The sequence below is a fragment of the Anaerofilum hominis genome (assembly GCF_014287275.1).
Taxonomy (GTDB): Bacteria; Bacillota; Clostridia; order Oscillospirales; family Ruminococcaceae; genus Pygmaiobacter; species Pygmaiobacter hominis.
Genome location: NZ_JACONZ010000001.1, coordinates 266,927 through 289,697 on the forward strand (window position 1 = coordinate 266,927; position 22,771 = coordinate 289,697).

Below are 22,771 nucleotides of genomic sequence, written 5' to 3' on the forward strand. Positions count from 1 at the left end.
TGCAATGGCCGGAACAAAGGAGAGAGCTCAGATGAGGATCTTGATGATCGAGGACGACCGCGAACTGTGCGAGGCCTGCGCGCCGCAGCTGCGGGCAGCCGGTTTTGAAGCGGATTTTTGCCACGACGGAGGGGAGGCGCTCTATTATCTGCGCCAGCCCATCTACGATCTGTGCATCCTGGACCGCATGCTGCCGGGAAGCGATGGGCTGGCCCTGCTTGCCGCCGCCCGCGCCGAGGGGGTGCGCACGCCGGTCCTGATGCTCACCGCCATGGGGCGGGTGGGCGACCGGGTGGACGGGCTGGACGCGGGGGCAGACGATTATCTGACCAAGCCCTTTGATATGCGGGAACTGCTCGCCCGGGTGCGGGCGCTGGCGCGCCGCCCGGGGACCCTGGCCGCGCCGGACCTGCTCTGCTATGGGGACCTTTCCCTGGACCGCGGCTCGCTGGCGCTGCGCGGCGGGAAAGGCGCCTGTGTGCTGTCAAAAAAAGAGGCTGAGGTGCTGGCGGCATTGCTGCAGGGCGGCGGGCGCACCCTGTCGCGCGCGCTGCTGTTCGGCCGCGTATGGGGGGCCGATACAGAGGTGGAGGAAGCCAGCCTGGACAGCTATATCCACTTTGTGCGCCGCCGCCTTGCCGCGGTGAGCGAACGGGTGCGGGTGGCGACGGTGCGGGGCGTGGGTTACCGGCTGGAGGATGCGCGGGATGCGCCGTGACCGGCACGCCGGCGGGCAAAAGAGGGGCGCGCCCGCCATGCTGAAGCCCCTGCGCCGCCGCCTGACCCTGATCTTTACCGCCCTTACCGGCTCAGTGCTTGCGGCCATGCTGCTGCTCACCCTGATGCTGGCGCAGCAGCAGGCGCGCACGGCGGCCCGCGGGCGGCTGTCGGATATCGCGGACACCCTGATCGAACAGATGCGCTCCGGCCGGACGATCAGCGACGACTGGCTGGCGCGCATGGAGGCGGCCTCGCGGCTTGTCATCGGCATCACGGACCAGGGCAGCCCGCTCTTTTTTTCCGGCTCCTGGACGCCCGCCACAAGCCGGGAGACTCTGCTTGCCCGCGCGCGGGAAAAGGCCGAGGCCCTCGGCCTGCCGCTGGAAAAAGCGCCCGTCTCTTCCCTGTACGCCGTCCGACAGCAATTTGAACTCAGCGGCGACAACGGGGACGCCTATCTCGCCGAGGCGGCGCTCATCCCCGCAGGCGAGGGCTGGTACAGCCTGATCCTGCTGCAGGACACCCGCCCCCTGCAGGGCGGCCTGCTGCGCCTGCGCCTGCTTTACGGCGGCATCGGCGCCGCGGGGGCGGCGCTTTTGCTGGCGGTGAGCTGGTTTTTGTCCGGCCGCGTGCTGCGCCCCACCGCCGAGGCGATCCAGAAACAGCGCGATTTCGTCGCCGCCGCCAGCCACGAGCTGCGCAGCCCGCTGGCGGTGATCCGCACCAGCCTGTCCGCCATCCCGGCGGACCCGGCCGGGGAAAAGCGCTACCTCAAAAACATCGAGGGCGAGGCGCAGCGGATGTCCCGCCTGGTGGACGACCTGCTGATCCTGGCGGGCAGCGACGCAAAAAACTGGAAGCTGCGCACGGAACCGGTCGATCTCGACGCGCTGCTCATCGACGCGTTTGACCAGTTTGAGCCGCTGGCGCGCGCAAAGGGCCTTTCCCTGCGCCTTTTGCTGCCGCAGGCCCCGGTGGGCGCCGCCGAGGGCGACCGCGGCCGCCTGATGCAGATCCTCTCGGTCCTGTTCTCCAACGCGGCGGATTACGCGCCGCAGGGCAGCGCGGTGACGCTGGAGGCGCGGCGCGGCAAAGCGCGCGCCCTCATCACGATCTCCGACCAGGGGCCCGGGGTGCCCGACGCGGAAAAGGAGCGCGTTTTTGACCGCTTTTATCGCGCCGACGCGGCCCGCAGCGGGAAAAGCCATTTTGGCCTGGGCCTTTCGGTGGCCCGCGAACTGGCGGCCCTGCACGGCGGGTCCCTCACCGTGGGAGACGCCCCGGGTGGAGGCGCGGCCTTTACCCTCTCCCTGCCGCTGCGCTGATCTCCCCACCGCGGCGTCCGGCCCGTTTTGCAGAATGCCGCGGCCTTAAAAGTGACAAATTTGATCTTTTCCTCTTTTGTCTGTGCCCTGCACAGAGACAAACCACGGAGACACAAAAAGCGGGACCTCTGCGGGAGGGGCCGGAGTCCCCGCCGGGGCAGGGCTTCTGATCGCTCCCATTTTCCCCGTTCGGGACAGGCCCAAAAGCTCTTTTGAAACAAAATGCGGAGCGGAAGCCCCGTTTTCCCTTTTCCCCATTGCCGCACTGCCATCAAGCCCGCCGGGCATGATACCGCAATTTTCAGAAACTTTTTTTAAATGCGCTGCGCCGCTGCCGGCGATCGCGGGATCCGGCCCCGCGCCCGGACTTCTCTTGGAAAAAGGGGGGCACACCGCCGCAGGAACTTCATTTTTTGACGATTTTTGCGTTTTGTATCTTCCCCTTTTGGCGCCGCTGCGGTATGATTAAGGCAGAAGATTCCTGCCAAAAACAAAAGCGTTCCGGCCCCGCCGGGACGAAAGGGGTTGCTGTCACCAATGAAAAAGATCCTGAACGAATACGCGTATTCCTCCCTGGCGGGCGTGGTGTTGGGGCTGGTGCTGCTGATCTGGCCCTCCCTTTCGGGCAAGCTGCTCTGCTATGGTCTGGCGCTGGCCTTTCTGGCCTACGGCATCTACCGCATCGTCTGCTATTTTATCCGGGACGCGGTGCTCACCATGCTGCGCCGCGACCTGGCCGTGGGCCTGATCGCCATCGCCGTGGGCGTCTTTATCTTCGCCCGGCCGGAGCTGCTGGTCTCACTGCTGCCGGTGCTGTTCGGCCTGCTGCTGGTGGTGGGGGCCATGAGCGAGGTACAGACCGCTTTTGATATGAAGCGGATGGAAGACGGCCGCTGGTATTTTTCCCTGATCGCCGCCGCAGTGCTGGCGGGGCTGGGGCTGGTGATCCTGGCGAACCCCTTTTCCACCGCGCTGGTGCTGATGCGGTTTACCGGCGCGGCACTGGCGGTGGAGGGGATCTGTGAATTTGTCTTTTCCATCCTGCTCACCAAGCGGCAGCGGCTCTATTATCCCCCGGAGGACGGCGGAGACTTTTTCAAACAAAACTTTTAAAAGCGTGCCGGCAGGCCTTTCTGCCGCAGCTGTGGGGGTGGCCGCGTCCTCCGCCCCGGTGGCCGCGAGGGCTGGCAGACGCCGCAGCCATGGACACCGGCTGAGCGGGCGGCCGAAACGATATCGGGACAATTTTTCAGCGGCAGGCGGCCGCAGACGCACCAGATGCTTTTGGGCTGTCTTTCGCTTCCCTCTGCCTGCAAACGGGCCCGCTGCCCGATCTGGCGGCTTCCGTCTTTCCCGGTGGCCTGTTGATCAGCGTCTCTCTTTGCCTTTCCCCTGCGGCCGGGGCTGCTGTTGGCGGCCCGTGCCGGCGCCGCAGGCCCCTCAATTTAAAATTAAAAGAATTAAAAGACGCGTCCTGAAACCGGCCCAAAAGGCCATTTCAGGACGCGTTTTTTCTGTCCGCTTCGGCTTGCTCGGAACCCTGCGCGGGGCGTCAGGGGCGGATATAGGCGTATCCCGCCTGCTGCTTTTGCGCCAGCTCCACCACGCCGGCGGGCACCGTCACCGCAAACGGAGCCAGCGCCTCCGGCTCGATCTGCTGTGCCCGCAGGGCGTTGCGGCAGGCTGCAAACACGACGCCCTTTTCCGCCAGGGCCGCCATCCGCTGCAGCAGCGCCGCGTCGCTCCCCTCAGCTGACAAGGCGCGCACCGCAATGCCGTTGGCCAGCAGCTCGATCTTTACAGCCTCGCCGCTCTCCTCACAATAGGCGAGCATATTCTCCGCATTGCCTAATGCCAACCCCCACTTTTCCAGTTCATCGACATGAAAGATCGTCTGCATAACGCATCCCTGCCTTCCGTTTTTTTCTGATGATAGGTCATCCGGCAGCAAAATGCAAGCCCCGCCCTTACAGCAGACGCGCCAGATTTGCAAACAGCCCGCAGACAACGACCCCCGCCAGCGTCGGCACCAGAAACGACACTGCCGTCCACTTGACGCTTCCGCTCTCCTTGCGGATGGTCATGCAGGTGGTGGAGCAGGGCCAGTGCATCAGCGAAAACAGCATGGTGCTCACCGCCGTGATCCAGGTCCAGCCGTTGGCCACCAGCAGACCCTTGAGCGCTGACAGTTCCGCCAGATCGGTCAGCACGCCGGTCTGCGTATACGCCATGATCATGATGGGCACCACGATCTCGTTGGCGGGCAGCCCCAGCACAAAGGCCAGCAGGATGACCCCGTCCATGCCCAGAAAACGGCCAAAGGGGTCCAGAAACCCGGAGCAGAGCGCCAGCAGGGTGTGCTCCCCCACCGTGACGTTGGCCAGCAGCCAGATCACCAGCCCGGCCGGGGCGGCCACCGCCGCGGCCCGCCCCAGCACAAACAGGGTGCGGTCGAAGATGGAACGCACGATGACGCGGCCGATCTGGGGACGCCGGTAAGGGGGCAATTCCAGCGTAAAGGAGGAGGGCACCCCCTTGAGCAGGGTCATCGACAGCAGCTTTGAGACCAGAAAGGTCATCAGGATACCCAGCAGGATGATGCCGGTGAGCAGCAGCGCCGACAGGATCGAGCCGGAAAGCCCGCCCGCCGCGCCGAGAAAAAACATGCTCAGGATCGCGATCAGGGTGGGAAAACGTCCGTTGCAGGGCACAAAATTGTTGGTGATCATGGCGATCAGCCTCTCGCGCGGCGAGTCGATGATGCGGCATCCGACAATGCCCGCAGCGTTGCAGCCAAATCCCATGCACATGGTGAGCGCCTGTTTGCCGCAGGCACAGCACTTTTTAAAATATTTATCCAGGTTGAACGCCACGCGGGGCAGATAGCCCAGATCTTCCAGCAGGGTGAACAGCGGGAAAAAGATGGCCATGGGCGGCAGCATCACCGAGACCACCCACGCCAGGGTGCGGAACACGCCGTCCACCAGCACGCCCCGCAGCCATTCCGGCGCGTGAAAACACACAAAAGCGCGGCTGAGCTGGTCCTGTACCCAGAAAAGCCCCTTTGCCAGTAGCTCGGAGGGCAGGTTGGCGCCCGCGATGGTCAGCCAGAGCACCGCCGCCAGCAGCAACAGCATCAGCGGGTAACCAAACCATTTGCTCGTAAGCGCGCGGTCGATCTTGCGGTCCCTCAGCTCCTGCCGGGTGGGCTGCGCCAGCACGGCGCCGCGGCAGATGCGCTCCGCTTCCCGCACCAGCGCGGAGACGATCGCGTCCTCCAGCCCCTCTCCCGTAAGGCCGGCCTGACCCAGCAGGGCCCGCGCCCGGGCCAGGGCCTGTGCCACGTCGGCCTGTTCTTCCAGCTGTGCGCCGCAGAGGCTTGACAGGGAGCAGCGCAGCTTTTCATCCCCGTCCAGCAGACGCAGCGCGGCCCAGCGGGCGGGCAGCCTGCCGGCACAGAGCTTTTCCAGCGCGGGTTCCAGCAGGGCCACCGCCTGCTCTACCGGCTTGGGATAGCGGATCAGCCGCGTCTCCCGGCGGCTCTCCCGCGGCAGGCCGGCCAGCGCGTCCATCAACTCCTCCAGCCCCTCGCCGCTGCGGGCCGCCGCCGGGATCACCGGCACCCCCAGCCGCCGGGACACCAGCTCCAGATCCACCGAGATCCCCTTGCGCCGCGCCTCGTCCATCAGGTTGACGCACACCACCACACTGCCGGTGATCTCCAGCGTCTGCAGCACCAGGTTCAGGTTGCGTTCAAGACAGGTGGCGTCGCAGACCACCGCCACCGCGTCCGGCGCGCCAAAACAAATAAAGTCCCGCGCGACCTCTTCTTCCGCCGAGTGCGCCATCAGCGAATAACTGCCCGGGATATCCACCAGCACAAAGCCCCGCCCCTTGTGGGTGCAGTTTCCCTGCGCATTCGCCACCGTTTTGCCTGGCCAGTTGCCGGTGTGCTGGTTCATGCCCGTCAGTGCGTTGAATACCGTGGATTTGCCCACGTTGGGATTGCCCGCCAGGGCCACCACCATGTGGGACTCCTGCTGTTTTTTCACGACCAGTCTCGTGTCCACCGCGTGGATCCCGGTGGAGCCGCTGGTCAGACCCAAGCCCCATCACCTCTTTCGCCTGTTCTGTTTTTGCCCGCGCCGTTCAGGGGCAGGCGATCATCACCCGCGCCGAATCCTCTGAGCGCAGGGCGATCAGCGCGCCGCGGATCAGATAAGCCACCGGGTCGCCGGCCGGGCTTTTCTGCACGCATTCCACCTCGGTGCCCGCGATCAGGCCGATGTCCTGCAGGCGGCGGCGCATGCTGCCGTCCGATCGCAGGGCGGTCACCCGCGCCCGCTGCCCCACCTTGAGATTGGTCAAACTATTGCTACCGGTCATAACCGATTCCTCCTCGCCATATGTTAGGGACAGGAAACTTTCTTTCCTGCTGCCAATATATGCGGCCCGCACGGATGTGTGCCGCGGGAGGAGGCGCGGAGGATGGACGGGCCGTCGCATTTTCACACGCAAAAGGGCTATGAACTGGCCGGCGGCAGCCCGCTCACCGCCGCCATGGAGGATTATCTGGAAATGCTCTGCCGCCTGTGCGGCACAGAGGGCTTTACCCGCGTGCATCTGCTGGCCGAGCGGCTCAACGTCCAGCCCTCCTCCGCTTCTAAAATGGTGGACGGGCTGAAGCGGGAGGGGTTGGTAAAAGCGGAAAAATATGGTCTGCTGCGTCTGACGCCGCGCGGGGAGGAAGTGGGCCGTTATCTGCTTTATCGCCACGGCGTGCTGCACCGGGCACTCTGCCTGCTGAACCACACCGAAAGCGAGCTGGAGCAGACCGAGCGCATCGAGCATTTCATCGACCGGCGCACGGTGGAAAATCTGGCCCGCCTGCTGGAGCGGTATGATCTCCCGCCCCGCTGAGGCGCAGGCGAAAGAACGCCTTTCCCGCCGTGTTGGCCCGTCTTTCCCCGTGCGCTGCACCGCGTATGACAGTGAGAGGAACCGGGTGCCGGTGGCGTGTTGGTCCGTCTCTCTCCGCGCACCGCGCCGTCCCGGCCGCTGCCGGAGCGGCCCTTTCACACCGCATTACACCGCAGTGTCCCCCACCACAGGAAAGCGCTTTTCCCGCTCTCAAAACAGCTGGAGCGGCCTGAACAGCCATCCCGGCGGGCGGGACAAAAAGCCCCGGTCGGCGGCTGTAAAAATCGTTTGGCGCCGGGCGGCTTTGAAGCGCGCACGGCGGAGCTTTTTCGCTTCTCGTTTCCCGCGCCCCGCTGCCGTCCAACGGCCGTTTTGCCCATCCGACCAGCATTTTTGTCCCTGCGACGGCCCGGCGGCGGCCCGGTGACGGCCTGTTTATTAAAAACTGCTTTGCCTGCCGCCGGCAGCCAGGTTCTTTTCCCGCTGTCCGCGCCGGGGCGGCCCCTGTAAAGCCATAAAAAAGAACGGCACGTTTCCGCGCCGTTCTTTTTGCCGTTTTTGCAGGTATTTTGATCTGCCTGCCGCGCAGCCGCGGCCGCCGCAGGGCTTACTTCGTCAGCCAGTCCACCAGGTTTTTCCACAGCGGGGCATAGCCCTGCCAGGTGCAGAACTCCACCGGGGCCCAGTGGGGCGCACAGTCGGTGGCAAAGGCGCAGGTGCGTCCTTTGCCGTATTCGCCCAGCACGACCAGCGGGTCGCCGTTCACGGTCACGGGCACCTCGGCCTCCTCTTTCGGGATCAGTTTATTGTAGCCCAGCAGCACCGGCCATTCGCCGGGCAGGCCCTGCACTGCGGGGTGCTGCGGCTGGCAGACCTCGGGGCGCACGCCCTGGCTTTTTTCCACCCGGTCATCCCCCGGCAGCAGTTCCACCGGCAGCAGTTCTTCGACCGGGGTGTTCTTGTAGGCGCCCCGTGCCTGAATGCCCTGGAAAGAGAGATAGCCGCCGATCATCACAAAGGCGCCGCCCTGCTCCACATACTCGCGCAGGATCTCCAGCTTGTTGGTGGTGGGATGCAGCCGCATAAAAACGTCCATGGGCAGGTTCATTGTGTTTGCGCCCACGTCGCTGAACATCACCACGTCGTACTGCGCCAGCTCCGCCGCCGTTTTTGGGAAACTGTACTCCACCATGTGGGAGGGGATGTGGACAAATTCCATGCCCACGCCCTCCAGCGCCGCCTTGATATAGCCGGTGGCCTCTTCGTAATAATCATAGCTGAACACGTCGAACCCTTTTGATTCCGTGGTGTGTACATGCCAGCTCTCTCCCACCAGCAAAATCTTTTTCCGATCGCCCATAAAGACCTCCTTGTCTTATACCGCGCTTTGCCGCGCTCCATCATTTTTATATGAAAATTATAGCATGCACTCTTCCTCTCCTGCAAGGCCAAAAAAGCCTTTGCCGCTTTCTTTCGGCCCGGTCAGCCCTTTTGCGCATTTTGTATTATTTTCACTTTTTTCATGTCTTTCTGCCGCTTTATATCCCATTTATTGACATTTCACGGATTTCATGATACGAAATACCTGTTCCATTCTGTCTTTGAGGGGCGGGGATGGACGAATTTGTGTCTGGAGGATTCAAAATGAAATGCCAGGTCGTAGCGGAAGAATGCGTTCAGGACGGGATCGCGGTGCCGTGTTACGGGATCGCCTGTGAGGGGGACTGCATCCACGCGGTCTCCCGGGACCGGGGCTTTGTGGAGGAGCTGACCGGCAGGATGGAGAGAGAAAACCTCTCCCCGCTCCATTTCAGGGATTATATCGAGGACGCGCTGCTGCGCCGCAGCCTGCCCTGAGCGCGCCGCGGGTCCGGCGTTTTCCAAAAGCAGCCGCAGCGGAGGCTGTTTTTCCCGGCCGTTGGCCAGCTGCCGCGCAGGCGGCGCGGGCGAGCCGCCAAGATAAATGTGACCATATGGGACACAGAAAACGGACGTGTTCCGGTGTGAACAAAGTGGAATGGACAGTGGACCCTCCTGCTCAGCGAAATCACTCCAGTAGAATGGTACATCAGTTTTAAAATCTGCTCTTGTTTTACCCCTTATTTTTTAATCAGCAGCTTCAAATCCTGCTTGACCTGTGTATAAGTCACGGCGGGAATCGGAAGTACAATGCCGGAAATCAACTCCACTTCAAACCGCCGCAGGGCGGTGATGTACAGCGTATTCACAAGGTAGCTGCGGTGCAGCGGATAAAACACCTCCGGCAGTTGTTTCGCAAGTTCCCCGATAGAACTGTTGCAGGAGATGATCTTGTCCACGCCGACAAGCTCCGTCCGTTTCCGCTGGCTCTGCACATACAGGACGGTATAGGGATTGATAAATACGGTCTGGCTGCCGCTTTGTATGGCAAGATGCTTGCCGATCGGACGCTCCAAGAGCAGACTGCGTACAAACTGGGTGGTGCTCATATCCATTTGGAGAACACCTCGTTCCCCCCGCGCCTCCGGCTGTGTGTACTCATAGGAATTGTGCTGATGTACCATTTTTAGTTCGTCGTTTATCAGCCGCCAGCTCATTGTAAAGTGCGTGACAGCAATAAACGGAACGCCCTTGTTTTTTACGGCAATATTTCCGCAGACCTGTGCCGCCGTGTCGCTGAGCGGAATGGGATAGTATTCCTCTTCGACCACTTCTGCCGTTTGCCCTTGAAAGGCTTTGAAATGCGACTGTATGGCGTCTCCGCCAAAGAGCATCGGCTCCCCGGTGCCGATATAAATACTGTCCGGGCAGAGATAGGAAAACCACCGTTCCAGATCACCCGCATAATAGGCATGGAACATTTCTTTTGTTAAGGCGGCGACTTCTTCTGGATCGATCTTTTTCTTTGCCATCGGTTTGCCCTCCCGTTCTTTATCCTATTCTAACAAAACTCAAAAGAAAGGGTAATCCAAAGCACACGATTCGTACCCCAAAACACACGATTAGTTTCCAACCTGTTGCATAAAAATGGGTGTGCGCTATACTATATCCGTGTAAATTTATCCAATTTAAATATTACCGAAAGCAGGGCGAAAAATGACTTGACCGATCGGCAGGGAACGTGAAAATATGCGATTTTTGAAAAAAAGACTTGGCAAATACAGCGGACTTCCGCAAGATCAGACAGGCAGAGCATCCCTCTGTCTTTTTCTGCTATACAAAACATTTGTTGGGCGTGTTCCGCTCGTGGTTTGCACGAGGGCGAGATGCGCCTTTTTTGACTTTATCCACGGTCATAGATGATGCGCCCATTGCGGCAGAAGGGACGATAAAATGAAACTGAAAAGATCACTCGCGGCTTTGCTGACGCTGTGTCTGCTGTTTGGTATGCTGCCGACGGCGGCATTGGCAGCAGGGATTGAAAACGGGATACCAACGTTGACCGTAAACAGCAGTAAGGTCGCCTTTGCCGGACATGAATGGTGGGTCATCGGCGACGGGTCAAGCGGCGTATATCCGCAGACGGGGCATATCACCCTGCTTGCGGCAAACAATGATTTGGGAACAACGGCGTTCCGCACAGGGTCAAGCAGTAGCTTTTCAGATTCGAGTCAGTATAGCGGCGATAATTGGTATTATGCAAATAATCCAAGCGCTCTTTCAGCCTGGACAGCCCCGAATGAGTATGCGGGAAGTACATTGCAGCAGAAGATGGAGGAGATCGCAGAAAATATTCCGTCCAAAGAACAGGCAGTCATCACGGCAAGAAGCCTGACCACTTCAGACGGTATCACCGGACAGGGCGTAGAGAATAAAAAGCTCTGGGCTCTATCCGAAGTTGAGTGGGCTACAATAAACGACAGTACAGTACGTTACTTCGGAATGCCCTGGTGGCTGCGTTCTCCCTGCCTGACCAATGGCGGCAATGCAATGGTTGGCGATCATACGGGCGCCCGCACGGACAACACCTATGTCAACACCTACGATCTCGCCGCTCGACCCGCTTTAAGTTTGAATCTGGGTGATATATTCTTTACCACGGATGCGAATGCCTCTACAGGCAAATCTTCTGCGGCCGCAGGTGGCAATCTTGTGCCTGCCTCGGCAACCTCAGATACTGTGAAGTTTACCATGCGCGATACCAGTCAAGCTCTGACTATATCCGATATGCAGACGAGCTACAATGTGACTGGGAACGACAGCTTGGACTTTAATTACTCAGGTGTGACTGCCGGCACAAATAGGTATGTTTCTTGCGTGTTGGCAGATGCCGATGGGAATATCAAATATTATGGCAAGCTTGCCGACTGTTCGAGTTCTTCCAGCGGAACAGTGAGCGTTCCGTTTAACGGCGTTCCTGCCGGAACATATACGCTTGCCATTTTCTCCGAAGAAGCCAACGGGGATATGTATACCGACTTTTGCAGTGACCCGGTAACCACGAGCGTGACGGTAAGCGCTCCCCATACCCACGATTGGGCAACCGCATGGAGTAAAGATAGTGCTCATCACTGGCATGAGTGCAATAATACTAACTGTCCGATTACGGAAAACAGCGAAAAAAACGGTTATGCGGAACACGTCTATGATCAGGAAGTCGTTTCCGATATGTACAAGGTCAGCGATGCGGATCACACAAATCCTGCAATATATTATAGATCCTGTGTCTGTGGTGCGGCAGGAACCGAGACATTTACATCCGGCAGTCAGCTTATGCCGCCTATTTCTTATCTGACCTGTGATAGCAATGGGCAAAACTGGAAGACAGCGGAATGCTTTGACTACACCATAGTCGATACGAGCAGCACAAGCTGGGGCGCAGATGATGGTGCGGAGCATTGGTATGTGGTGAATGGTGAGGTGGAAATATCCGACCGCATTACCGTCAGCGGCGATGTCTATTTGATTTTGAAAGATAACGCCTGCTTAAATGCCGCAGCGGGTATTACGGTGCAGGATAATAGTAAAACCGATCCCAATAAAGTGAACACAAACAGTTTGACTATCTATGCGCAGTCTGCGGGGAACAGTATGGGCAAGCTGACTGCCAACGGCGACAGGACTGCCGCAGGTATCGGCGGCGAAAATGGCGGAAATGGCGGCAGCATAACCATAAACGGCGGTACAGTTACAGCCAAAGGCTACCGTATTGGCACTGGTGCAGGAATTGGCGGCGGAAGCGGTGGACACGGCGGCAGTATAACCATAAACGGCGGTACGATTGTAGCTAACAGCAGCAGCGAAGGCGCGGGAATCGGCGGCGGCGGTGGAACCGTCGGCGGTGACCAAGGTGCAGGCGGTAATATCACCATCAACGGCGGAAATGTTACAGCCACAGGCGGCAGCACAGGCGCGGGAATCGGTGGCGGCTATGAAGGCGCAGGCGGCAACATCACCATCAACGGCGGAACAGTCACAGCCACGGTCGCTGGTGAGGGCGGTGCAGGCATCGGCGGCGGTGATAATGGTGATGGCGGCAACATCATCATAAATGGCGGAAACGTTACAGCCACAAGCGGCTACTGCGGCGCAGGGATCGGCGGCGGTAAAAGAGGTGCAGGCGGCAGTATTACCATAAACGGCGGCACGGTTATAGCTGGAGCCGATATAGATGGCGCAGGGATCGGCGGCGGGGGCAGTGGAAACGGCGGCAGCATAACCATAAACGGCGGAACTATTACATCTACCGGCGGTAGTGCGGGTGGTGCAGGCATCGGCGGCGGTTATAATAGTGATGGTGGCAATATAACCATAAACGATGGCACGGTTATATCCAAAGGCTGCAGCTCTTCTGGTATAGGAATTGGCGGCGCAGGCATCGGCGGCGGTTATAATGGTGATGGCGGCACTATTGCCATAAAAGGCGGAACCGTTACATCCACCGGCGGCTACAGATGTGCAGGCATCGGCGGCGGTGAAGGCGGTGCAGGCGGTACGATCGCTGTTAACGGCGGAACAGTTATATCCACCGGCGGCGACGACGGAGGTGCAGGCATCGGCGGCGGTGACCAAGGTGCAGGCGGTACATTCACCACCGGCGAGGGCGGCAGCGCCGTCGTTATAGCCACCGGCGGAGGCAATGCCGCAGCCATCAGCGATATCAGCGGCAAGGACAGTAGTTGGAGCGGCATTATTTTAGAGGGAGACAGCGGTGCAGTTTACGGCAGCCCCACCATCAGCACTGATGCGGAAATTCCAAGTGGCTGCACGTTGACTGTCCCGGAGGGCGGCACCCTTGCCATTGGACACGGTGTGCAGTTTATCAACAAAGGCACGATAAAAAAATACGGCACGATCAATGGTACCATTACAAACAGCGGCGACGGAAAAATCATTTCCGCCAGCAGTGTGACAGTCACCTTTGCGGATAAGGACGGCAAGGCACTTCAAAACAATACTGCTGCCTACGGCGATACGATTATCGCCACTGCCACAATATCCGAGGGGAACGGCAAGGATAAGCTGCTATCTCAAGAAGCAGAAGCCAATACTGTGAATTTTTATTACTGGAATTCAGGTTATAGTGACAAGCTGAATGATACGGCAATTCCTGTAGTTAACGGCAAGGCTACACTTGAAATAGAGTTGTTGGATAGTAATACGTTTAGTTGGACGCCGAGCGAAATTCCATACGAAATTATTGCCGAGTTCAGCGGAACGGATTTACTTTTTAGCAGTGAGGGTTCAAAGGAGCTGACGGTAACAAGAGCCAATCAGACTGCACCGGGTGCACCAACAGTAGCAAGCAAGACGAGTAAATCCGTTACCCTAAACGAAATACCAAACAATAACACGACGGCACAGTACGCCATGAATACGGTGAATACAGTTCCAAATGACGGATGGGAAAACACCCCGGCCTTTACCGGCTTAACTCCCAACACAACCTATTATTTCTTTGCCCGCTATGCTGATAATGTGTATTATAACGCTTCGCCTGCAAGCAGCGGCACAAAGATCAAAACGCTTGCTGTCTACACGGTAAGCTTTAACACAAACGGCGGAAGTGAAATTGCCGCAGTAACCGTCGAGCAGAATTCGGTGCTTTCAAAGCCTGACGCCCCTACCAAAACAGGCTATACTTTTAAGGGTTGGTACAAGGAAAGCACCTGCACCACGGCCTGGAATTTCGCAAGTGATACAGTGACAGGCGATATCATCCTCTATGCTAAGTGGGTTGATGAAACCGCTCCGACAGGCGAGATCACGGTAAAGGGCAACAGTTGGAAATCTTTTATCCATACGATCACTTTCGGATTGTTCTGTAAAGATAAGTATGATGTAACGATCACTTCTGATGACACTGGTTCAGGCGTAAAAAGCATTGAATATCTCCTGTCTGATACAGCAATTTCCGAGGATGATATTGCAAATAAAACAGGGTGGACTGCATACAGTGCATTCCGCCTTGAAAACGAGGGCAAATATATCATCTATGCCAAAATCACCGATAATAGTGATAATGTTACTTATATCAGTTCCGATGGTATGGTGATCGATAAGACCGCTCCTGTTATCAGCGGCATTGAAAACAACAAGACCTACTGCTCTGCTGCCACGGCAACAGTTTCCGATGATTACGTTGGCAGTGTGACAGTAAATGGTACTGCTGCTGCGTTCGATGGCGGCAAGTTCACTGTAGATCCTGCACAGGGAGCACAGACGATCGTTGTTACCGATAAAGCCGGAAACAGCACGACCTATACGATCACGGTAAATAATGGACACACCTTTACCAATTATACATCCGACAATAATGCGACTTGCATCAAAGACGGAACGAAAACCGCCAAGTGCGATTATTGTGATGTAAAAGACACTGTTCCTGATATAGGCTCGGTAAAAAGCCATACCGAAGTGATAGATCCCGCCAAAGCGCCGACTTGCACCGAAACAGGACTGACCGAGGGCAAGCACTGCTCAGTATGTAATACAATACTTGTAAAACAAGAGGTCGTCAATGCAAATGGTCATACTTGGGGCGATTGGACAACAGTAAATTCACCGAGCTGCGAGGATAAAGGCTCTGAAAGCCGCAAATGTTCCGTTTGTCTTATTACCGAATCAAGAGATTTAGACAAGCTTGGACATGAATGGGAAACGGACTTTACGATTGACAAAGCGTCGGCTTGCACAGAGGATGGCAGTAAGTCCATTCATTGTGCGAAATGTGATGCCATAAAGGACAGCACAGTGATTCCGGCAACAGGTCACTCTTTCGGTGATTGGAAAGTCACAAAAGAACCTACTGAAACAGCAAAAGGCGAAAAAGAACGCAAATGCCAAAACTGCAGCTATAGGGAAACTGCTGATATTCCAATGCTCACAGCAGATACTTCAGAAAAGCCGGATACAGATAGTCCGCAAACAGGCGATAACAGCAATGCGATGTTGTGGGCGGCACTACTCTTTGTTTCGGGCGGTGGATTAGCAGCACTTGCAGCAATGAAAAAACGCAGAAAACATACAGTAAAATAACTTTGTATCCAGGAAAGCGGGATATTGAAATTTACCATAAGGCTGTCGGTATTATCAATATTGCCGACGATGCGGGCGTTGCTCTCGACGGCCGAGTCGGTATGCAAAACCGCAAGAGAAAAACAGCTCGACAACGCAAAACGGCACCGCGGCCTGCCCTGAGCGCGCCGCGGGTCCGGCGTCTTCCAAGAGCGGCCGCAGCGGAGGCTGTTTTTCCCGGCCGTTGCCCAGCTGCCGCGCAGGCGGTGCGGGTGGGGCCGCCAAAATAAATGCTCTCATAGTTATACAAAAAGAAAGTCTTCTTTTCCATCTGCCGGGATGGTATACTGGGAACGAGGTGATCGGAATGGAAAAACGTACAGCCCCCCTGCCTTTGATCGCGGCTCTTTTCTTTTTTGCAGGCGTTGCCGCCGGTTTTCTGCTCGCGCCCATCCGGCATGGCATCCATATCCAGGTGTGCAATAACGGCAATCAGGCGCCTGATCGGGCAAACTGCCGGCCCTAGGCATTTTTAAGCCGCAGACGCAGGGGCGGCCGGGCCGTGGTATCAAAAAAAGGTTCCTCCGGGCCGCAGGGAGTCGAGGGGCTTTGTTCTTTGCGCAAAAAAGACGGCCCCTGTCTGAAAAGCCGGTGGGGTGAAATGCAAAAGGCCGCGTTCCCTGGTGGCTGCTGCCGACGGCAAGGCAGGCAAAGGCTTCCCCGTCAATGAAATGGAAAAGCCAGAGCCGCATCGGTCTGTGAACTGTTTTGAGTTTTCCCGTTTGCCCTTCCCCGCGCTGTCTGCGCGGTCGCTCTTGTTGATGAAAAGAAAAGCGTTTTATCCTGTCCCCCGGTGCCTCCGGGACAGGATAAGGCGCTTTTTTGATGGGCTCCGCGGCGCGGCCCGGCGGGAAGCTATCGCTCTCTTCGCTGCGTCACGAGAACAGGCCTCAGCCCGGCAGCCCGCAGGCGGAACAGGCGGCGGGACGTCCGCTTCACCCGTCTTTTCGCCGGTCTGCGGTTTCCAGGCTCGCCGCAATAAATTCGCGGAACAGCGGGTGCGCGCGGTTGGGCCTGCTCTTAAACTCGGGGTGATACTGCACCCCGACAAAAAAGCGGCTGCCGGGGATCTCCACCGCTTCCACCAGTCTCCCGTCCGGCGAGGTACCCGAGATCACCAGCCCGGCCTCTGCAAGCTGCCCGCGGAACTCGTTGTTGAACTCGTACCGGTGACGATGGCGCTCGCCGATCTGGGCGGAGCGATAGGCCCGCTCCATCAGGGTGCCGGGCGCGATGTTGCAGGGGTAAGCCCCCAGGCGCATCGTCCCCCCTTTGGGCAGGTTTCCGTGCTGATCGGGCATCAAATCGATCACCTTGTGCGCCGAATCGGGCGCAAACTCGCTGGAATTGGCGTCTGCAAGCCCCAGCACGCTGCGGGCGTATTCGATCACTGCGATCTGCATGCCAAGGCAGATGCCGAAGTAGGGGACGCCGTTGACACGGGCGTAGCCAGCGGCCAAGATCATCCCCTCGATGCCCCGGTCCCCAAAGCCTCCGGGCACCAGGATACCGTCGCAGCAGGACAGCCGCGCGCCGACCGTCTCGGGCGTCAGCTGCTCGCTGTCCACCCACTCGATCTCCACCGCCGCCCCGTTCTCATAACCGGCATGGGCCAGCGCCTCGTTCACCGAAAGATAAGCGTCGTGCAGTCTGGTGTACTTGCCCACCAGCGCGATCCGCACCGGCCTTGCGGCCGCGGAGACGCGCTGCAGCATGGCGTTCCAGTCGGTGAGGTCGCAGGGGCCGCAGCGGATATCCAGCTCGCGGCAGACCACCTGGGCGAGGCCGTTCTTTTCCAGCATGAGGGGAGCCTCATACAGCACCGGCAGGGTCAGGTTTTCGATGACGCAGTCCGGCTTGACGTTGCAGAACAGCGCGATCTTGCGGCGGATGGACTCCTCTACCGGCTCGTCGCTGCGCATGACGATGATATCCGGCATGATGCCAAAGGACTGCAGCTCTTTTACCGAATGCTGGGTGGGCTTTGACTTGTGCTCGTCGCTGCCTTTCAGATAGGGCACCAGCGTGACGTGGATGAACAGGCAATTCTGGCGGCCCACCTCGTGGGCGACCTGACGGATGGCCTCCAGGAACGGCTGGCTCTCGATGTCGCCGGTGGTGCCACCGATCTCGGTGATGACCACATCCGCACCCGTCTTTTGCCCCACCGAATAAACAAAGCTTTTGATCTCGCCGGTGATGTGCGGGATGACCTGCACCGTCTCGCCGAGATACGCGCCGCTGCGCTCTTTGTTGAGCACGTTCCAATAGACCTTGCCGGTGGTGAGGTTGGAATACTGATTCAGATTTTCGTCGATGAAGCGCTCGTAATGGCCGAGGTCCAGATCGGTCTCCGCGCCGTCCTCAGTGACGAATACCTCCCCGTGCTGATAAGGGCTCATGGTGCCCGGGTCCACGTTGATATAGGGGTCCAGCTTCTGGGCCGCAATGCGCAGCCCGCGCGCCTTGAGCAGCCTGCCAAGGCTGGCCGCGGTGATCCCCTTGCCCAGCCCGGACACCACGCCGCCCGTCACAAAAATATACTTTGTCATACCGTCTGCCGTCCTTTCCTTTCGCCCTGAGCCTCCGGCGCCGCGCTGCCCTGAACAGCGGACCCGCCCGCGCGGCTCATGCCTCATAGGTGTTCAGTATCCCCTCCGCCACGCTGCGGCGGGTGGCGCGCCGGTCCATCGCCTGCTTCTCGATGCAGCGGTGGGCCTGCTCTTCCGTGAGGCCCAGATGCTCGATCAGCACGTATTTTGCCCGCTCCACGATCCGCAGCTCCTCCATCTTCTCCCGCAGGCGCCGGTTCTCCTCCAGCAGATGCTCCACCCTGCGCCGCGCCGCCTGCAGCAGCCTGACGCTTTGATGGAAAGCCGTGCGGTTCAGCGGGCGGGGCAGCACAAGGACGCCGTAGTCCTCCACCCGCTCCGCCGCTTCCTCCTCCAGGCCCGCGCGCACCAGCATCAGCACCCCTGCCCCGCCCCGCGCCGCCTGCACGGCAAGCTCGTGGCCGAACTCATCCCGCAGGGGGGCGTTCACCAGCACCAGATCGTATTCCGCGCCCAGCAGCATCCGCCGCGCGTCGCCGCCGCCCGCCGCCATCGCCACTGTGGGCAAAGGCGCCTGGGTGAACAGCCCTGCCAGCTGCCGGCGCGACTGTTCGCCGTCCGAGACGATCAATATCCGTTCCAAAACCCGCCCCCCTCTCTGCGCCGCGCCGCTCAGAGCCGGTCGAAGTAGAGGGCGTGCTCCCTGGCGGCGCGGTCCGGGCCCCGCCCGATCTTTTCCGTCTCCGCCCGCTTGAGCGCAAAGTATTTGTCCCGCGTGGCCTGGGGCACCACCCGGGCCACCAGGGGGCTGCGCTCGGCCAGCCAAAGCGCCTCGTCCAGGCTTGCGGGCAGGGCGGGCAGGTCCCCGGCCGCGCCCGCTTCATACAGATCGCAGTCGGTGGGCGCAGGCAGTTCCAGCTGTTCCCCGATCCCCTCCAGGCCGGCCTCGATCAGCAGCGCAAAGGCAAGATAGGGGTTGCAGGCCGGGTCGGGGCTGCGCAGCTCCATGCGGCTGAAGTCCCCCTCTGCGGCCGGGATGCGCACCAGCTGGCTGCGGTTCTGGCGGGACCAGGTCAGGTAACGCGGCGCTTCGAACAGGCCGAACCGGGCATAAGAGTTTGTGGTGGGGTTGAGGAAAGCGGAGAGCTCCGCCGTGCGCGCCAGGATGCCCGCGATGAACTGTCTCGCCTCGGGCAAAAAGCCGTCTGCGTCCCCCAGAAAAAGGTTGCGGTCGTCCCGGTTATACAGGCTCATGTTGATATGCATGCCGCTGCCGGGGGCGCCGGCCAGCGGCTTTGGCATAAAGCTGGCGTGCAGCCCGTGCTGCGCGGCGATGGCCTTGACCGCCGATTTGAACGTGACGACATTGTCGGCTGCCCGCACCGCCGTGCTGTAGCGGAAGTCGATCTCGTTCTGGCCCGGCCCCTGTTCATGGTGGCTGGCCTCCGGTGTGAAGCCCATCTCCTCCAGCGCCAGACAGACGTCCCTGCGCACATTTTCGCCCTTGTCCAGGGGCGCGATGTCAAAATATCCGGCCCTGTCCAGCGGGCGGTCGGTGGGCTCGCCCTCTTCATCCAAGTGAAAGAGGTAAAACTCGCACTCGGGCCCGAATTTGCACACATATCCCCTTTGGGCCGCGCGCGCGGCGGTCTGCCGCAGCAGCCTGCGGCAATCCCCCTCAAAGGGCGCGCCGCCGGGGCGGCGGATATCGCAGAACAGCCGCACCACCCGCCCGTGGTCCGGCCTCCAGGGCAGCACCGTGAGGGTGCCGGGGTCGGGCACCAGCAACAGGTCGGACTCCTCCACGTTCATAAACCCGCTGACCGCCGAGGCGTCAAAGGAGATCCCTTTCTCAAAGGCGCGCGGCAGCTCTGAGGGCTGGATGGCGATATTCTTCTGCACACCGAAAATGTCGCAGAAAGCCAGGCGGATAAATTTGACGTCGTTCTCTCTCACATAATTCAGGATATCCTCAGCGCTGTCGTACATACCGCACCTCCATGATTTTTTCTCAAACGGCCCTGCCGTTTTTCTGCTCCTGTTTCGAACCGCGCGGTCCCTGCGGGCGGCGTCCGGCCGCTCTGCAGAACCGGGACCAACGGATGCTGTTTCGATCCTCGCTGCTCCTGCAAATGGTGGCAATGCGTGCAGTTGTCGATGATAGTATCCGACGAATTTTAATCCTCGCCGCTCCTGCAAACGGCGGCAGGTCCACGGCTTGGCAAGCGCCCTTTCGAACCCGCTTCGGTCCGGCCGCCGCACGTTTTTCAACCCGCTCACCCGCGCAGCACTTCTCCCTTACCCTCCGCGCCGCTGCCGGAGGGGTTCGCCCGCCGGGGCCGGCCAGAACCCAAAAGTGAAAGCCAAAAAAATCAAGGGGTCCCGCCAAAGAGTCCCCCGCACCCGCGCGGCGACCCTGACGGACCCCTTTGTCCACCGCCCGATTATACAATAGCGCACCGGCCCCTGTCAACGAAAAACGCAAAATTTTTACCTGTTTTTGGAGATACCGCTTGACAAACCGCGGCGTGCAGGCATATAATGCGGCCTATAGACAGCAAAGGCGCTGTGGACATTTTGTCCACGGCGCCTTTCTTTTATGTCGATCGAGGGAGGATGAGAGAAGTGAACAGCGTAACGGAGATCTTTGGAAGCATGGTCTTTAACGAGCACGTGATGAAAGAGCGCCTGCCCGCCGAGACCTATGCGGCCCTCAAGCGCACCATCGAGCAGGGGCGCAGCCTGGACCGCGGCATTGCCGACGTGGTGGCCAACGCCATGAAAGACTGGGCCATCGAGAAAGGCGCCACCCATTTCACCCACTGGTTCCAGCCCATGACCGGCGTCACGGCGGAAAAACACGACAGCTTTCTCTGCCCGCAAAAAGACGGCACCGCCATCATGCGCTTTTCCGGCAAGGAGCTGATCCGCGGCGAGCCGGACGCCTCCAGCTTCCCCTCCGGCGGGCTGCGCGCCACCTTTGAGGCCCGCGGCTACACTGCCTGGGACGCCACCTCTTTTGCCTTTATCAAAGACGGGACGCTGTGCATCCCCACCGCTTTCTGCTCTTACGGCGGGGAGGCGCTGGACAAAAAGACGCCCCTGCTGCGCAGCATGGAGCTGCTGAACCGCCAGGCCCTGCGCATCCTGCGGCTGTTCGGCGACACCCAGACGGCAAAGGTGAACACCACCGTCGGCCCCGAGCAGGAATATTTCCTTGTGGACCGCGAGCTGTACGAGCAGCGCCGCGACCTGATCTATTGCGGGCGCACCCTGTTCGGCGCAAAGCCGCCCAAGGGACAGGAGCTGGATGACCACTATTTCGGCAACCTCAAGCCGCGGGTCGCGCAGTTCATGCACGACCTGGATCAGGAGCTGTGGCGTCTGGGCATCTTCGCCAAGACCGAGCACAACGAGGTGGCCCCGGCCCAGCACGAGCTGGCCCCCATCTTCACCACCACGAATATCGCCACCGACCACAACCAGCTCACCATGGAACTGATGCAGAAAGTGGCGGCGCGCCACGGTCTTGTGTGCCTGCTGCATGAAAAGCCCTTTGCGGGCGTGAACGGCAGCGGCAAGCACAACAACTGGTCCATCTCCACCGACCGGGGCGTCAACCTGCTCGAGCCCGGCGACAGCCCCCGCGAAAACGCCCAGTTCCTGCTTTTCCTCGCGGCGGTGATCAAGGGCGTAGACGAATATCAGGACCTGCTGCGCATCTCGGTGGCCTCGGCGGGCAACGACCACCGTCTGGGCGCCAACGAGGCGCCGCCCGCCATCGTCTCGATGTTTGTGGGGGACGACCTGGACGAGGTGCTGCGCGCCATTGAGACCGGCGCCGACTGCGGCCCCCACGACAAGGTGGAAATGCGCATCGGGGTGCACACCCTGCCCCATTTTACCCGCGACAACACCGACCGCAACCGCACTTCCCCGTTTGCCTTTACGGGCAATAAATTCGAGTTCCGCATGGTGGGCTCGGCGCAGTCCATCGCCGACTGCAACACGGTGCTCAACACCATCGTCGCCGAAGAGCTGTCCGGCTTTGCCGACCAGCTGGAGGAGGCGGACGACTTTGAGGCCGCCCTCAACGATCTGGTGCGCCGCACCATCGCCGCGCACCGACGCATCATCTTCAACGGCAACAACTACGCCCGCGAATGGGTGGAGGAGGCGCGGGAGCGCGGCCTGCTGAACCTGAAGACCACCGCCGACGCCCTGCCTCATCTTGTCAGCGAAAAAAACATCGCTCTGTTCGCAAAAAACAGAATTTTTACCGAGGCTGAACTGCGCTCGCGCTATGAGGTCCTGCTGGAGGGCTATTGCAAGACCCTGCACATCGAGGCGCTGACCATGCTGGAGATGGCACGCAAGGACATCCTGCCCGCCGTGCTGCGCTACACGCAGGCCCTGGCCGACACGGCTCTCAAAAAAAAGCAGCTCTGCCCGGCCCTGAGCTGCGGCGTGGAGGAAGAGCTCGCCGGCAGGCTGTCCACCCTTGCCGGCTGCCTGTACGACGGCGCGGCGGGGCTGGAGGCCCGGCTGCTGGCCGCAAAGGAGTGCGGGGACAGCAGGGCGCAGGCCGATCATTACAAGGAGACCGTCTTTCCTTCCATGCAGGGGCTGCGGGCTGTCGCGGATGAACTGGAGGGGCTGGTGGCCAAAGAATTCTGGCCTTATCCCACCTACGGCGAGCTGCTGTTCAGCGTGCGCTGAGGCCCGCGCCAAAAATCCCCTAAATTTCATGCCTGCGGA

The 22,771-nt window shown here is 59.8% G+C and carries 15 protein-coding genes; 7 read left to right on the forward strand and 8 right to left on the reverse strand.

Annotation, left to right across the window (positions count from 1 at the left end; all coding sequences use genetic code 11):
* Positions 1–31: 31 nt before the first annotated feature.
* The 3 genes from H8S23_RS01220 (at position 32) to H8S23_RS01230 (ending at position 3,158) form a co-directional block, all read left to right on the forward strand.
* A complete protein-coding gene (locus H8S23_RS01220) occupies positions 32–718 on the forward strand; it encodes a response regulator transcription factor (RefSeq protein WP_186886494.1) in 687 nt (228 codons plus the stop codon).
* A 37-nt stretch (positions 719–755) separates the two neighbouring features.
* On the forward strand, positions 756–2,045 hold the full coding sequence (locus H8S23_RS01225; protein ID WP_186886495.1) for a sensor histidine kinase: 1,290 nt from the start codon (positions 756–758) through the stop codon (positions 2,043–2,045).
* A gap of 537 nt (positions 2,046–2,582) precedes the next feature.
* Positions 2,583–3,158: an HdeD family acid-resistance protein gene (locus H8S23_RS01230; protein ID WP_186886496.1), complete on the forward strand. Its 576-nt coding sequence runs from the start codon at positions 2,583–2,585 to the stop codon at positions 3,156–3,158.
* A gap of 439 nt (positions 3,159–3,597) precedes the next feature.
* Here the strand turns inward: H8S23_RS01230 and H8S23_RS01235 are convergent, their stop codons facing one another.
* The 3 genes from H8S23_RS01235 to H8S23_RS01245 form a co-directional block, all read right to left on the reverse strand.
* Entirely contained in the window at positions 3,598–3,945 is a 348-nt protein-coding gene (locus H8S23_RS01235) for a DsrE family protein (RefSeq protein WP_186886497.1), read from the reverse strand.
* Between the two features lie 67 nt (positions 3,946–4,012).
* Positions 4,013–6,151, reverse strand: coding sequence for a ferrous iron transport protein B (feoB, locus tag H8S23_RS01240; protein ID WP_186886498.1), 2,139 nt, complete (start codon positions 6,149–6,151; stop codon positions 4,013–4,015).
* A 43-nt stretch (positions 6,152–6,194) separates the two neighbouring features.
* Entirely contained in the window at positions 6,195–6,431 is a 237-nt protein-coding gene (locus H8S23_RS01245) for a FeoA family protein (protein ID WP_186886499.1), read from the reverse strand.
* Positions 6,432–6,533: 102 nt separating this feature from the next.
* On the opposite strand from H8S23_RS01245, the gene H8S23_RS01250 reads away from it, so the two are divergent.
* On the forward strand, positions 6,534–6,965 hold the full coding sequence (locus H8S23_RS01250; protein ID WP_186886500.1) for a metal-dependent transcriptional regulator: 432 nt from the start codon (positions 6,534–6,536) through the stop codon (positions 6,963–6,965).
* A 607-nt stretch (positions 6,966–7,572) separates the two neighbouring features.
* Here H8S23_RS01250 and H8S23_RS01255 read toward each other — a convergent pair.
* Positions 7,573–8,325 carry a glutamine amidotransferase gene (locus H8S23_RS01255; RefSeq protein ID WP_186886501.1) on the reverse strand — a complete coding sequence of 251 codons (753 nt, stop codon included), beginning with the start codon at positions 8,323–8,325 and terminating at the stop codon, positions 7,573–7,575.
* Positions 8,326–8,609: 284 nt separating this feature from the next.
* Between H8S23_RS01255 and H8S23_RS01260 the strand changes: the two genes are divergently transcribed.
* Positions 8,610–8,822 (forward strand): hypothetical protein, encoded by a 213-nt coding sequence (locus tag H8S23_RS01260; protein ID WP_186886502.1) that lies wholly within the window; start codon positions 8,610–8,612, stop codon positions 8,820–8,822.
* Between the two features lie 242 nt (positions 8,823–9,064).
* Here H8S23_RS01260 and H8S23_RS01265 read toward each other — a convergent pair whose 3' ends face one another.
* Positions 9,065–9,856, reverse strand: a complete 792-nt coding sequence (locus H8S23_RS01265) for a LytTR family transcriptional regulator DNA-binding domain-containing protein (RefSeq protein ID WP_186886503.1) — start codon at positions 9,854–9,856, stop codon at positions 9,065–9,067.
* Positions 9,857–10,277: 421 nt separating this feature from the next.
* On the opposite strand from H8S23_RS01265, the gene H8S23_RS14075 reads away from it, so the two are divergent.
* The gene (locus tag H8S23_RS14075; protein WP_186886504.1) at positions 10,278–15,422 is read left to right on the forward strand and encodes an InlB B-repeat-containing protein; all 5,145 of its coding nucleotides are present in this window, start codon (positions 10,278–10,280) and stop codon (positions 15,420–15,422) included.
* A gap of 974 nt (positions 15,423–16,396) precedes the next feature.
* On the opposite strand, the gene H8S23_RS01275 is transcribed toward H8S23_RS14075, so the two are convergent.
* The 3 genes from H8S23_RS01275 to H8S23_RS01285 form a co-directional block, all read right to left on the reverse strand.
* Complete coding sequence (locus H8S23_RS01275) at positions 16,397–18,013, reverse strand: CTP synthase (protein ID WP_186886505.1); 1,617 nt, start codon at positions 18,011–18,013, stop codon at positions 16,397–16,399.
* A 76-nt stretch (positions 18,014–18,089) separates the two neighbouring features.
* Entirely contained in the window at positions 18,090–18,656 is a 567-nt protein-coding gene (locus H8S23_RS01280) for an ANTAR domain-containing response regulator (RefSeq protein WP_186886506.1), read from the reverse strand.
* A 29-nt stretch (positions 18,657–18,685) separates the two neighbouring features.
* Complete coding sequence (locus tag H8S23_RS01285; protein ID WP_186886507.1) at positions 18,686–20,002, reverse strand: glutamine synthetase family protein; 1,317 nt, start codon at positions 20,000–20,002, stop codon at positions 18,686–18,688.
* 627 nt (positions 20,003–20,629) lie between these two features.
* On the opposite strand from H8S23_RS01285, the gene H8S23_RS01290 reads away from it, so the two are divergent.
* Positions 20,630–22,732 (forward strand): glutamine synthetase III family protein, encoded by a 2,103-nt coding sequence (locus tag H8S23_RS01290; RefSeq protein ID WP_186886508.1) that lies wholly within the window; start codon positions 20,630–20,632, stop codon positions 22,730–22,732.
* The last annotated feature ends 39 nt before the right edge of the window (positions 22,733–22,771 follow it).